This is a genomic window from Amycolatopsis bartoniae (genome assembly GCF_014191255.1).
GTDB lineage: Bacteria > Actinomycetota > Actinomycetes > Mycobacteriales > Pseudonocardiaceae > Amycolatopsis_E > Amycolatopsis_E bartoniae.
Genome location: NZ_JACHWH010000010.1, coordinates 60062 through 73403, shown reverse-complemented (window position 1 = coordinate 73403; position 13342 = coordinate 60062). Strand labels below are relative to the sequence as shown.

Here is a 13342-nt window from a genome sequence, read left to right as displayed (position 1 = left end):
CTAGCCGGAACCACCGAATCGGGTCGCCAGCAGACGGTACACGCCGGGCACCATCCCCCGCACGAGCACCGGCCAGCGCAGCCAGCGGGGAACGTACTGCTCGGCCCGGCCGCCGGCCGCCACGCGCACCACCGCGTCAGCCACCCGCAGGGCGGAGATCGGGCGCGGGGAGCGGCGTTCGTACGGCTTCCCGCGCCGGGCGAAGAACTCGGTGTCGACGACACCCGGAACCACGACGCCGATGTCCACCGCGCTCGCCGCCAGCTCGAAGCGCAGGCTCTCCGCGAACACGTCCAGCCCGGCCTTGACCGCCGAGTAGAGCGCCTCCCCCGCCACCGCCGTCCGGCCGGCGATCGAGGTCACGAAGACCACGCTCGCCGCCGGCCGGTCCAGCAGGTCAGGCAGCAGCGCGCGCGTCAGTTCGACCGGAGCGGTGAGGTTCACGTCGACGACGCGGCGCACGTCCTGCGCCGTCATCTCGCCGAACCGCCCCGCCCAGCCGACGCCGGCGTTGTTGACCAGCACGTCGACGGTCCCGAACCGGCTCCGGATCTCCTCCGCGAGCGCCGGGATCCCCGCGACGTCGGCCAGGTCGCCGGTCACCACCCTGCCGCCGGTGCGCTCGGCGAGCGCCGTCAGCCGGGCGGTGTCCCGGCCGTGCAGGACCAGCCGCGCCCCGGCCTGGTGCAGCCGGAGCGCGGTGGCAGTGCCGATGCCGGACGACGCGCCCGTCACCACCGCCACCGCTCCGCGCAGCCGCACGGGACTCAGCCGGTGACCTTGACGGCGTCGACCACGAACACGAGCGTCTCGTTCGGCTTGATCGACTGGTTGCCCTGCGCGCCGTAGCCCTTGTCCGGCGGGATGACCAGCAGCCGGCGCCCGCCCTGCTTGACGCCCACCAGGCCCTCTTCCCAGCCCTGGATCACGCTGCCCTCACCGAGGGTCACCGGAAAGCCGCCGGTGCCGAAGGAGTTCTGCTGGTCGACCTTGTCCGACCACGTGACGAGGTCGTAGTCGACCTGCAGCTGGCTGCCTGCCTTCGCCGCGGCACCGGTGCCGGGCGTGAGGTCCTTGGTCAGCAGCTTCGTCGGCGCGGCGCAGGTGTCCGGGATGGTGACGGTCGGCTTGGCCCCGAACGCACCCGTGACCTTGACGTCGTCCACGGTGCACTCGCGCTGCTGCTGCGCCGAGGGCTGCGCGGCCGACGACACGCCGGCCGGGTTCGGCGCCGGATAGGTCGGGCCGTCCCCGGGCGGGACCGACGAGGGCTCCTGGCTGTTGGAGCAGGCAGCGAGGGCGAGCGCGGCGGCCACCCCGATCACGATCTTGCCAGCGTTACGCATGGCGCTCACCTTAACGACCCGTTGACCAGTCCTTATCCGGCACCCACGAGTGGTTCGAGCGCGCGCTCGGTGTAGACGACGCCGAGTCTCTTCGTGGCGCGGGTCAGTGCCACGTACAGGTCGTTCCACCCGCGCGGGGAGGCCGCGACGACCTCCTCCGGCGCCACCACCAGCACCCCGTCGAACTCCAGGCCCTTGGCCTCGTCGACGGTGAGCAGCGACAACCGCTCGTCCTGCGGCAGCTCCGCGCGCAGTGCGGCGAACCGCGCGGCGGGGCACAGCACCGCGACCGTGCCGCCGTCGGCGGCCCGCAGCTCCTCCTCGACGAGCGAAGGCAGCGACGCGCCCGCGAGGGGCCGCTGCCACGGCTCGGTCCCGCTTTCCCGCACCGACGTCGGCGCCCGCAGCTCCGGGTTCACCCGGGCGAGTGCCCCGGCAGCGAGGTCCATGATCTCGGCCGGGGTGCGGTAGTTCACGGTCAGCTCGCGCAGCCGCCAGCGGTCCTCCACGTAAGGGGCGAGCATCTCGGCCCACGACGACGCGCCCGCCGGGGCGCCCGTCTGGGCGACGTCGCCGACGAGCGTCATCGACCGGCTGGGGCACCGGCGCATCAGCAGCCGCCAGGCGAGCGGCGACAGTTCCTGCGCCTCGTCGACGATGACGTGCCCGAACGTCCAGCGGCGGTCGCGGGCGGCGCGCTCGGCGGCGGTCAGCTCGCTGCGGGCCTGCTGGCGCTCGGCGAACAGCTCGGCGTCGAGGATGTCGCCCACCCGGAGGAACTCCTCGTCGGCGAGCTCCTCGTCCTGTTCGAGGATGTCCAGCACGCCCTCGGCGTACGCGCGCTCCTCCCGTTCGCGGCGTTCCCGCTCCGCGCGCTCCTCGGTGTCGTCCACGCCGAGCAGCTCGGCCAGCTCGTCGAGCAGGGGCACGTCGGCGGGCGTCCACCGGGACTTCGGCGGCCGGACCAGGTGCGCCTGCTCCGCCTCGGTCAGGTGGCCGTGTGCGGCGGACGCGAGCCGTCCGGGTGACGCGAACAGGGTGCGCAGCAGCCGTTGCGGGGTGAGCTTGGGCCACAGGGCGTCCAGCGCCGCGAGGACCTTGCCCGAGGCGGCCAGCTCGGCCCGGATGTCGGCGTGGTCGCCCGCGTCGAGCACCTCCGCGTCCGCGGACTCCCCCTCGTCCAGCGGGATCTCCGGCACGCCCGCGAACAGATCCACCTCCAGCTGCCCGGCGGCGCGCTCGGCGAGGGCGTCCAGCAACTGGTCGAGGAACACGCGGCGGGCGAGGTTGTGCGGCCGCCGCGTGGCGCGCGCCTTCGCGCGGGCCCGCTCGCACGTCTCGCGGTCCAGTTCGAGGATCCCGTCCTCGAACTCGACCTCCAGCACCTCGTCGGGCACCTGCTGCCGGTCGGCGACGGCGGCGGTCAGGACGTCGACCATGACCGCGCGACCCTTGATCTCCGCGGCCTCCCGCGTGTCCTCGCCGGTGGCGCGCACGCCGGGGAACAACTGGTCCACAGTGGACAGCAGCACACCGGTCTCGCCCAGCGACGGCAGCACCTGGCCGATGTAGCGCAGGAACGTGCTGTTGGGACCTACCACCAGCACGCCGCGCGTCGCGAGCTGCTGGCGGTAGGTGTAGAGCAGGTACGCGGCGCGGTGCAGCGCGACGGCGGTCTTGCCGGTGCCGGGCCCGCCCTGGACCACCAGCACGCCGCCCAGCTCGTCGCGGATGATCCGGTCCTGCTCGGCCTGGATGGTGGCGACGATGTCACTCATCTCACCCGTGCGGCGGCGCTCCAGCGCGGCCAGCAGCGCGGCTTCCCCCGCCAGGCCCAGGTCCTGGCCCTGGTCGGCCGCCCGCAGGTCGAGGATCTCGTCGTCGAGGGCGACGACCTTGCGGCTCAGGGTGCGGATGTGCCGCCGCCGGCGCACCCCTTCGGGGGACGCGGCGGTGGCGAGGTAGAACGGGCGCGCGGCGGGCGCCCGCCAGTCGAGCAACAGCGGCTCGTAGTCGCCGTCCTCGTCGAACAGGCCGAGCCTGCCGACGTACGCGGTCTCGCCCTCCTGGAAGTCCAGGCGGCCGAAGCACAGCCCCTGCTCGACGGAACCGAGCTGCGCGAGCCGTTCGGAGTACGTGGTGGTGGCCACGTCCCGCTCGGTCAGCGCCTGCGGCGCACTGCCCCGCTGGTGCAGCGCCGCGGCCAGCCGCCGCTGCGCGGTCTCCCGTTCGGTGTCCAGCTTGCGGTAGAGCAGCGACACGTAGTCCTGCTCCGCCGCGAGATCTCTTGCGCTGTCGGGTTCCCGTTGTGGGGACACGGACAAGAGCAACCCGCCTTCGGTCTGAGGATGGATGGTCAGCCTGCGAACCAACGACCCTACCCGCCCGGGAATTCCCGGGACGGCGGTTTGCCGGTCTGCCTCCAGATGTCAGAAGGGCAGGCCGAGGGTGGGGAGCCCGATGGCGGAGTCGACGGCGAGGGCGCAGAACACCACCATCAGGTAGGTGTTCGAGCGGTGGAACAACGCCATCGGCCTGGTCTCGACGCCGCGGCGCACCTGGCGCTGCAGCGAGTGCGCGTAGAAGAGGAACCAGCCACCCGCCAGTACGGCGAACGTGGCGTACAGCCAGCTGGTCACGGGCAGCAGGAGCAGCGTCCAGCCGACCATCACCCACGAGTAGATGACGATCTGGCGGGCCACGTGCTCGGCCGTCGCGACGACCGGCAGCATCGGCACCCCGGCGCGCTCGTAGTCCTCGCGGTACTTCATGCCCAGCGCCCAGGTGTGGGGCGGCGTCCAGAAGAAGATCACGCCGAACATCACGAACGCGGGCCACTGCACCGTGCCGGTGACGGCGGCCCAGCCGATGACCACCGGCATGCAGCCCGCCGCGCCGCCCCACACCACGTTCTGCGCGGTGCGGCGCTTGAGGCCGAGGGTGTACACGAAGATGTAGAACAGGATCGTCGCGATCGCGAGCACCGCGGCCAGCAGGTTGACCGTGAAGTACAGCATCACGAACGACCCGGCGCCGAGCACGAGGCCGAACACCAGCGCGTTGCGCCGCGGCACCGAGTCGCGCACGAGCGGGCGCCGCTTGGTCCGGTTCATCACCTTGTCGATGTCGGCGTCGATCACGCAGTTGAGCGTGTTGGCGCTGCCGGCCGCCATCGCCCCGCCGACCAGGGTGGCCAGGATCAGCCACGGCGACGGGATGGTGCGGGCCGCGAGGAACATCGCGGGGATGGTGGTGACCAGCAGCAGCTCGATGACCTGCGGCTTGGTCAGCGCGAGGTAGGCGGCCGCGCGGCCGGTCAGCCGCCGCAGGCCACCGGCGGGCGGTTCGCCTTCGGGGTGGTCGGCGCTGGTGCGGTCACTGCGGCCGTGCGCAGCGTTCACCAACGACAATTTCGCTCCCTGGGTCGGTTCGGGATGGTGCCCGCGCACGGGCGGGACACCGCAACTGATCGTAGTCGCGGGGTTCCCCCGTACGCAGGCCGGGGGTTGCGCCACCCCGGTGTGTCGCACTTCAGCGGGCCGGGTACCCGACCTACTAGGCTGCCCTCGAAAGGCGCTGGCGCTCGGGCGCGCATGGCCTCCAACCAGGAATATCGTCCCTTCGGGATCGATTGAGATAGGTAGGCACCTGCGCGCGCGAACACGCCAAGTGACGAAACCGACCAAACGACGAGCACCGGGAGTCCGAGTTCAGTGTCCGAAACCGCCTCTACCAGCGAGAACAATCCTCTGCTCCGGCGGAACGTGCCCGCCGACTGGACCGACCTCGACACCCGCGCCGTGGACACCATCCGTGTGCTGGCGGCGGACGCCGTGGAGAACTGTGGCAGTGGCCACCCCGGCACCGCGATGAGCCTGGCCCCGCTGGCCTACACGCTCTTCCAGCGCCAGATGCGGCACGACCCGGCCGACCCGGAGTGGCCGGCGCGTGACCGCTTCGTCCTCTCGGCCGGGCACTCCAGCCTGACCCTCTACATCCAGCTGTTCCTCGCCGGGTACGGCCTGGAGATGGAGGACCTCAAGCAGCTGCGCAAGTGGGGCTCGAAGACCCCGGGTCACCCCGAGTACCAGCACACCAAGGGCGTCGAGGTCACCACCGGCCCGCTGGGCCAGGGCCTGGCCAACGCCGTGGGCATGGCGATGGCCGCCCGCCGCGAGCGCGGCCTGCTCGACCCCGACGCCGCGCCCGGCGAAAGCCTGTTCGACCACCACATCTACGTGATCGCCTCCGACGGCGACATCGAGGAGGGCGTCACCTCCGAGGCCTCGTCCCTCGCGGGCCGCCAGGAGCTGGGCAACCTCATCGTCTTCTACGACGACAACAAGATCTCGATCGAGGACGACACCACCATCGCGCTGTCGGAGGACACCGCGAAGCGCTACGAGGCGTACGGCTGGCACGTCCAGGTCGTCGAGGGCGGCGAGGACGTCGTCGCGATCGAGGAGGCCATCAAGGCGGCCAAGGCCGACCCGCGGCCCTCGTTCATCCTGCTGCGCACGGTCATCGGCTATCCGGCGCCCAAGAAGATGAACACCGGCAAGGCACACGGCGCCGCGCTGGGCGCCGAGGAGGTCGCCGCGGTCAAGGAGATCCTCGGCTTCGACCCGGAGCGCAGCTTCGTGATCGAGGACGAGGTGCTCGCCAACACCCGCAAGGCGCTCGACCGCGGCAAGCAGTGGCGCGCCGAGTGGCAGGAGCGCTACGACGCCTGGGCCGCGGCCAACCCGGAGCGCAAGGCGCTGGCCGACCGCCTGAGCACCCGCACGCTGCCCGACGGCTGGGCCGACAAGCTGCCCACGTGGGAGCCGGACGCCAAGGGCATCGCCACCCGCAAGGCCTCCGGTGAGGTGCTCAACTCGCTGGCCGACGTCCTGCCCGAGCTGTGGGGCGGTTCGGCCGACCTGGCCGAGAGCAACAACACCACGATGAAGGGCGCCGACTCGTTCGGCCCGGAGAAGGCCTCCACGGACATGTGGCAGGCCAACCCCTACGGCCGCACGCTGCACTTCGGCGTCCGCGAGCACGCGATGGGCTCGATCCTCAACGGCATCGCGCTGCACGGTGGCACCCGGCCCTACGGCGCCACGTTCTTCACCTTCAGCGACTACATGCGCCCGCCGGTGCGCCTGGCCGCGCTGATGCACGTGCCGGTGATCTACGTGTGGACGCACGACTCGATCGGCCTCGGCGAGGACGGCCCGACGCACCAGCCGATCGAGCACCTCGCCGCGACCCGCGCCATCCCGGGCCTGAACGTGGTCCGCCCGGCCGACGCGAACGAGACCGCGGGCGCCTGGAAGGCCGCGCTGAACGACAAGCACCACCCGTCCGGGCTGGTGCTGACGCGCCAGAACGTGCCGGTGCTCGAAGGCTCCACGATCGACGCGGTCGCCAAGGGCGGCTACGTGCTCGCCGACGCGTCCGAGGGTGAGCCCGAAGTGATCCTGATCGGCACCGGTTCGGAGGTCCAGCTGGCCGTCGAGGCCCGCAAGGCCCTCGAAGCGGACGGTGTTCGAACCCGGGTGGTCTCCATGCCGTGTGTGGAGTGGTTCGAGGCGCAGGACGAGGACTACCGGGAGTCCGTGCTCCCGTCCGGTGTCAAGGCCCGCGTCGCGGTCGAGGCGGGCATCGCCCAGCCCTGGTACCGCTGGGTCGGCGACGCCGGGCAGATCGTGTCGATCGAGCACTACGGTGCCTCGGCCGACTACCAGACCCTGTTCCGCGAGTTCGGGTTCACCGCCGACGCCGTGGTCGACGCCGCGCGCAGCTCGCTCGCCAAGACCAAGAACTCCTGAACCCAGAAGGGGATGACCGTCATGAGCAGCGACCGACTTGCTCAGCTGTCCGCCGCCGGTGTTTCGATCTGGCTCGACGACCTCTCGCGTGAGCGGCTGAACACCGGCAACCTCGCGGCGCTGATCCGCGACAAGCACGTGGTCGGGGTCACGACCAACCCGACCATCTTCGCGAACGCCCTGTCGCATGGCGAGGCCTACGACGAGCAGGTGCGCGAGCTCGCCGCCCGCGGCGCCGACCTGCACGCGACCGTGCGCGAGCTGACCACCACCGACGTGCGCAACGCCGCGGACCTGTTCCGCGACGTCTACACCGCCACCAACGGCGTGGACGGCCGCGTGTCGATCGAGGTCGACCCGCGGCTGGCCAAGGACGCGGAGAAGACCGCGGCCGAGGCGCAGGACCTGTGGAAGACCGTGGACCGGCCGAACGTCCTCATCAAGATCCCGGCCACCGAGGAGGGCCTGCCCGCGATCACCCGCACGCTCGCCGAGGGCATCAGCGTCAACGTCACGCTGATCTTCTCCGTCGAGCGCTACCGCAAGGTGATCGAGGCGTTCTTCGCCGGCCTGGAGCAGGCCAAGGCCAACGGCCACGACCTGCGCGGCATCCAGTCCGTGGCCTCGTTCTTCGTGTCCCGGGTGGACACCGAGGTCGACAAGCGCCTCGACGCCCTCGGCACCGACGAGGCCAAGGCGCTGCGCGGTGAGGCCGCCATCGCCAACGCGCGCCTCGCGTACGCGGCGTACGAGGAGCTGTTCGCCGGTGAACGGTGGAGTGCGCTGGCCGCTTCCGGCGCCAACGCGCAGCGGCCGCTGTGGGCCTCCACCGGCGTGAAGGACCCGCAGTACTCCCCCACGCGCTACGTCGACCAGCTGGTGGTCCCCAACACGGTGAACACCATGCCGGAGAAGACGCTGGACGCGGTGGCCGAGCAGGCCGAGATCGACGGCGACAAGGTCACCGGCACCGCCGGGCAGGCCCAGGAGGTCTTCGACAAGCTCTCGGCCGCCGGCATCGACATCCCCGACGTGTTCCGCACGCTCGAGGACGAGGGCGTGGAGAAGTTCGAGAAGTCCTGGCAGGAGCTGCTCGACACCGTCGAGGGCCAGCTCGGGAAGGCGAAGAACTGACCATGGCGGGCGACGGAACCACTGTCACGATCGTCGACGACGGTCTCGCGGCGAAGGCCGCGCCGCTGGTCGACAAACTGGTGGCCGACCAGGTCGCCTCGAAGCTCGCGGCGCAGGACCCCACGCTGTGGGGTCCCGACGCGGAGTCCGAGGCGTCGATCCGGCTGTCGTGGACCACGCTGCACAAGAGCTCGCGGCCGCTGATCGGCGAGATCGAGGCGCTGCGCGAGGAGCTGAACGGCGAGGGCGTCGACCGCGTCGTGCTCGCCGGCATGGGCGGTTCCTCGCTGGCGCCGGAGGTGATCACGAGCACCGAGGGCGTGGCGCTGACGGTGCTCGACACCACCGACCCCGGCCAGGTGGCCGACGCACTGGCGGGCGACCTGGAGCGCACCGTCGTCGTCGTGTCGTCGAAGTCCGGCGGCACGGTGGAGACCGACAGCCACCGCCGCATCTTCGCCAAGGCGTTCACCGAGGCGGGGATCGACGCGGCGCGGCGCATCGTCGTCGTCACCGACCCGGGCTCGCCGCTGGCGGAGCTGGCCGAAAACGAGGGCTACCGCAAGGTGTTCCTGGCCGACCCGCACGTGGGCGGCCGCTACTCGGCGCTCACCGCGTTCGGGCTGGTGCCCGCGGGCCTCGCGGGCGCCGACGTCGCCCGGCTGCTGGACCAGGCCGCCGCGGCGGCCCAGGTTCTCGGCGAGGACAGCGCGGACAACCCGGCGCTGCGGCTCGGCGCGGCCTGGGCCGCGGCGCACGCCGACGGCGCGGAGAAGGTGGTGCTCGCCGACACCGGTTCGGGCATCACCGGCTTCCCCGACTGGGCCGAGCAGCTGATCGCCGAGTCCACCGGCAAGCAGGGCACCGGCCTCCTGCCGGTGGCGGTGGACGGCCCCACGGCGCCCGGTTTCGCCGACGCCGGGCCGGACGCGACCCCGGTCGCGATCGGCCCCGCGGTGGGCGCCGCGAAGATCACCACCGAGGGCCCGCTGGGCGCGCAGTTCCTGCTGTGGGAGTTCGCGACCGCGGTCGCCGGGCGCCTGCTGGAGATCAATCCGTTCGACCAGCCCGACGTCGAGGCCGCCAAGAAGGCGGCCCGGTCGCTGCTGGACAACCCGGCCGCGCTCGAAGGCGGCGAGCAGCCGTCCACTGTGGACGACGCGGTCGAGGTGTTCGCGCCCGAGGGCGTGCGCACCGACGGCGACCTGGTGGACGTTCTGCGGTCGTTCTTCGCGACCGCGCCCGAGGGCGGGTACCTCGCGGTGCAGGCGTACCTCGACCGGCTCGACGACGCGTCCGCGGCGCTGCTGCGGCCGGAGCTGGCGAAGCGCACCGGCCTGCAGACCACCTTCGGGTGGGGCCCGCGGTTCCTGCACTCCACCGGGCAGTACCACAAGGGCGGCCACCAGAACGGCATCTTCCTGCAGGTCACCGGCGCGGCCGAGCAGGACCTCGAGGTGCCGGACCGGCCCTACACGCTCGGCAAGCTGCAGCACGCCCAGGCACTGGGCGACGGCCAGGTGCTCGCCGAGCACGGGCGGCCGGTGCTGCGGCTGCACCTGACCGACCGGGCCGCCGGCCTGGCCCAACTCGTCCGCGCTGTACAGGAGGTCAGCGAACGGTGATGGAGCAGTGGAGCAACCCGCTGCGGGACCCTCGCGACAAACGCCTGCCCCGGATCGCGGGGCCGTCGAGCATGGTCATCTTCGGTGTCACGGGTGACCTGTCGCGCAAGAAGCTGATGCCCGCCATCTACGACCTGGCCAACCGCGGCCTGCTGCCCGCCGGTTTCTCCCTGGTCGGGTTCGCCCGGCGTGACTGGGAGAACGAGGACTTCGGGCAGCTCGTGCACGACGCGGTCGCCGAGCACGCCCGCACCCCGTTCCGCGAGTCGGTCTGGCACCGGCTCGCCGAGGGCATCCGGTTCGTGCAGGGCTCCTTCGACGACGACGAGGCGTTCGACCGGCTCGCGCAGACCGTGCGCGAGCTGGACAGCGAGCGCGGCACCGGCGGGAACGCGGCGTTCTACCTGTCGATCCCGCCCGGCGCCTTCCCCGTCGTGACCAAGCAACTGGCCCGGTCCGGCCTGGCGCAGGGCGACGACCAGTCGTGGCGCCGCGTCGTGATCGAGAAGCCGTTCGGGCACGACCTGGCCAGCGCCAAGGAGCTCAACGCGATCGTCAACGACGTCTTCCCCGAGGAGTCGGTGTTCCGCATCGACCACTACCTCGGCAAGGAGACGGTGCAGAACATCCTGGCGCTGCGCTTCGCGAACCAGCTGTTCGAGCCGATCTGGAACGCCAACTACGTCGACCACGTGCAGATCACCATGGCCGAGGACATCGGTCTCGGCGGCCGCGCGGGCTACTACGACGGCATCGGCGCGGCGCGCGACGTGATCCAGAACCACCTGCTGCAGCTGCTCGCCTTCACCGCGATGGAGGAGCCGCTGTCGTTCGAGCCGAACGCGCTGCGGGCGGAGAAGATCAAGGTGCTGCGGGCGATCAAGCCCGCGCAGCCGTTCGACGAGACCACCGCGCGCGGGCAGTACGCCGGCGGCTGGCAGGGCGGCAAGAAGGTGCCGGGCCTGCTGCAGGAGGCCGGGTTCGCGAAGGACTCGACCACCGAGACCTACGCCGCGGTGACGCTGGAGGTGCAGAACCGCCGCTGGGCGGGGGTGCCGTTCTACCTGCGCACCGGCAAGCGGCTGGGCCGCCGCGTCACCGAGATCGCGGTGATGTTCAAGCGCGCCCCGCACCTGCCGTTCGACTACACCTCCACCGAGGAGCTGGGGCAGAACGCGCTGGTCATCCGGGTGCAGCCGGACGAGGGCGTGACGATGCGGTTCGGCTCGAAGGTCCCGGGCACCACCATGGAGGTCCGCGACGTCACGATGGACTTCGGCTACGGCCACGCGTTCACCGAGTCCTCCCCCGAGGCGTACGAGCGGCTGATCCTCGACGTGCTGCTCGGCGAGCCGTCGCTGTTCCCGGTGAACGAGGAGGTCGAGCTGTCCTGGCAGATCCTCGACCCGATCCTGGAGCACTGGGCCAAGCAGGGCGCGCCCGAGCCGTACCCGCCGGGCAGCTGGGGTCCCGCGTCCGCTGACGAGGTGCTCGCCCGCTCGGGCCGGAACTGGAGGCGTCCGTGATCATCGATCTGCCCTCGACCACCACCTCGCAGGTCAACCGCAAGCTCGTCGAGCTGCGGGAGCAGGGCGGCGCCGTCGCCCTGGGCCGCGTGCTCACCCTGGTGATCGTCGACGACGACGGCGAGCACCTGGAGGCGCACATCGACGCGGCGAACGAGGCCAGCCGGGAGCACCCGTGCCGGGTCATCGTGATCGCCCGCGGGTCCCGCACGGCGGCGGCCCGCATCGACGGCCAGATCCGCATCGGCGGCGACGCCGGGGCCAGCGAGGTCGTCGTGCTGCGGCTCTACGGCCCGCTCGCGGCCCAGGGCCAGAGCGCGGTGGTGCCGCTGCTGCTGCCGGATGCGCCGATCGTCACCTGGTGGCCCAGCGCGGGCCCGAAGTCGCCGGCGGAGGACCCGATCGGCCTGCTCGCGCAGCGGCGGATCACCGACTCGGCGGCGGAGAAGAACCCGATCCGCGCGCTGACCACGCGCCGCAAGGCCTACACGCCGGGCGACACCGACCTGGCGTGGACGCGGCTGACCAACTGGCGCGCCCAGCTGGTCGCGGCGCTCGACCTGCCGCCGTACGAGGCGATCACCGGGGCCACGGTGACCGGCGAGGCCGACTCGCCGTCCACCGAGCTGCTCGCGGGCTGGCTCGCCGAGTACCTCAAGATCCCGGTGAAGCGGACCAAGGTGCCCAACGCGCAGGGCATGGTGTCGGTCCAGCTGGAGCGGCGCTCGGGCGTCATCGAGCTGCACCGGCCCGACGGCAAGATCGGCACGCTGACCCAGCCGGGCCAGCCGACGCGGCGCATCGCGCTGCACCGGCGCAGCACCAAGGACTGCCTGATCGAGGAGCTGCGGCGGCTCGACCCGGACGAGGTCTACGAGGCCGCGCTGCAGGGGCTGGACAAGCTCGCGACGGGTGCGGTGAAGGCGCCGGCCGCGAAGGGCAACGGCAAGCCGAAGAACGGCAAGAAGCCCGCGAAGGCCGCCACCTCATGAGCGAGTCCGAGGTGGTGGTCTACGCCAATCCGGAGCTCCTCGCCGCGGCCGCCGCCGCGCGCCTGGTGACCCGGCTGGTGGACCTGCAGGCCGCCCAGGGCTCGGCGTCGCTCGTGCTCACCGGCGGCAGCACCGGCATCGCGGTGCTCGACCAGCTCCGCCGCTCCCCCGCGCGGGACGCGGTGGACTGGTCGCGGCTGGACCTGTACTGGGGCGACGAGCGGTTCGTGCCCGCGGACGACGACGAGCGCAACGAGAAGCAGGCCCGCGAGGCCCTGCTCGACCACGTGCCCGTCGACCCGAAGCGGGTGCACGCGATGGCGGCGTCGGACGGCGAGTTCGGCGACGACGTCGACGCGGCCGCCGACGCCTACGCCCGGGTGCTGGCCGCCCACGCACGGCCGGAGGACCACGGCGACGTGCCGGGGTTCGACATCATGCTGCTGGGCCTGGGCGGCGAGGGGCACACCGCGTCGGTGTTCCCCGAGTCCCCGGCGGTCTACGAGACCGAGCGCTCGGTGGTGGCGGTGCGCAACTGCCCGAAGCCGCCGCCGACGCGGGTTTCGCTGACGCTGCCCGCGATCCGCCGGGCGCACGACGTGTGGCTGCTGACCACCGGCGAGGCGAAGGCGGACGCGGTGGCGCTCGCGCTGTCCGGCGCGGGCGAGGTGCAGCTGCCGGTCGCGGGTGCCCGCGGCAGGCGGCGCACCCTGTGGCTGCTCGACCGCGCGGCGGCGGGCAAGCTGTCCCACGTGTACCAGCCGCCCACGGCCTGACCCCGGAGGGCCTCTGGCGCATTGGTCTGCACCATAGGCCCTTCGGAGCGCGTCCGCCGTGCGGATTTCCGTGACAGCCGGTGAAAGTTCACGCCCGGCACACAGTTCCTCGTTAGCATCCGCACAT

The 13342-nt window shown here is 72.1% G+C and carries 10 protein-coding genes; 6 read left to right on the top strand and 4 right to left on the bottom strand.

Annotation, left to right across the window (positions count from 1 at the left end; all coding sequences use genetic code 11):
* The 4 genes from FHX82_RS31150 to FHX82_RS31135 form a co-directional block, all read right to left on the bottom strand.
* Window positions 1-762 carry an SDR family NAD(P)-dependent oxidoreductase gene (locus tag FHX82_RS31150; protein WP_145933855.1) on the bottom strand — a complete coding sequence of 254 codons (762 nt, stop codon included), beginning with the start codon at window positions 760-762 and terminating at the stop codon, window positions 1-3.
* Between the two features lie 5 nt (window positions 763-767).
* Complete coding sequence (locus tag FHX82_RS31145) at window positions 768-1346, bottom strand: FKBP-type peptidyl-prolyl cis-trans isomerase (protein WP_145933856.1); 579 nt, start codon at window positions 1344-1346, stop codon at window positions 768-770.
* Window positions 1347-1378: 32 nt separating this feature from the next.
* Window positions 1379-3664 carry a HelD family protein gene (locus FHX82_RS31140; RefSeq protein ID WP_145933857.1) on the bottom strand — a complete coding sequence of 762 codons (2286 nt, stop codon included), beginning with the start codon at window positions 3662-3664 and terminating at the stop codon, window positions 1379-1381.
* Window positions 3665-3775: 111 nt separating this feature from the next.
* Window positions 3776-4756, bottom strand: coding sequence for a heme o synthase (locus FHX82_RS31135; RefSeq protein WP_145933858.1), 981 nt, complete (start codon window positions 4754-4756; stop codon window positions 3776-3778).
* Window positions 4757-5059: 303 nt separating this feature from the next.
* Between FHX82_RS31135 and tkt the strand changes: the two genes are divergently transcribed.
* From tkt to pgl, 6 genes are read left to right on the top strand one after another with little or no spacing between them, the layout of a single operon-like run.
* A complete protein-coding gene (gene tkt, locus FHX82_RS31130) occupies window positions 5060-7162 on the top strand; it encodes a transketolase (protein WP_145933859.1) in 2103 nt (700 codons plus the stop codon).
* A 21-nt stretch (window positions 7163-7183) separates the two neighbouring features.
* Window positions 7184-8296 carry a transaldolase gene (gene tal / locus FHX82_RS31125; RefSeq protein ID WP_145933860.1) on the top strand — a complete coding sequence of 371 codons (1113 nt, stop codon included), beginning with the start codon at window positions 7184-7186 and terminating at the stop codon, window positions 8294-8296.
* Between the two features lie 2 nt (window positions 8297-8298).
* A complete protein-coding gene (locus FHX82_RS31120; RefSeq protein WP_145933861.1) occupies window positions 8299-9921 on the top strand; it encodes a phosphoglucose isomerase-related protein in 1623 nt (540 codons plus the stop codon).
* Complete coding sequence (gene zwf / locus FHX82_RS31115) at window positions 9921-11447, top strand: glucose-6-phosphate dehydrogenase (protein ID WP_145933862.1); 1527 nt, start codon at window positions 9921-9923, stop codon at window positions 11445-11447. The genes FHX82_RS31120 and zwf overlap by 1 nt, the downstream gene beginning before the upstream one ends.
* Complete coding sequence (opcA, locus tag FHX82_RS31110) at window positions 11444-12439, top strand: glucose-6-phosphate dehydrogenase assembly protein OpcA (RefSeq protein ID WP_145933863.1); 996 nt, start codon at window positions 11444-11446, stop codon at window positions 12437-12439. The genes zwf and opcA overlap by 4 nt, the downstream gene beginning before the upstream one ends.
* Window positions 12436-13215, top strand: coding sequence for a 6-phosphogluconolactonase (gene pgl / locus FHX82_RS31105; RefSeq protein WP_145933864.1), 780 nt, complete (start codon window positions 12436-12438; stop codon window positions 13213-13215). Before opcA ends, pgl begins: the two co-directional genes overlap by 4 nt.
* Window positions 13216-13342: the final 127 nt, after the last annotated feature.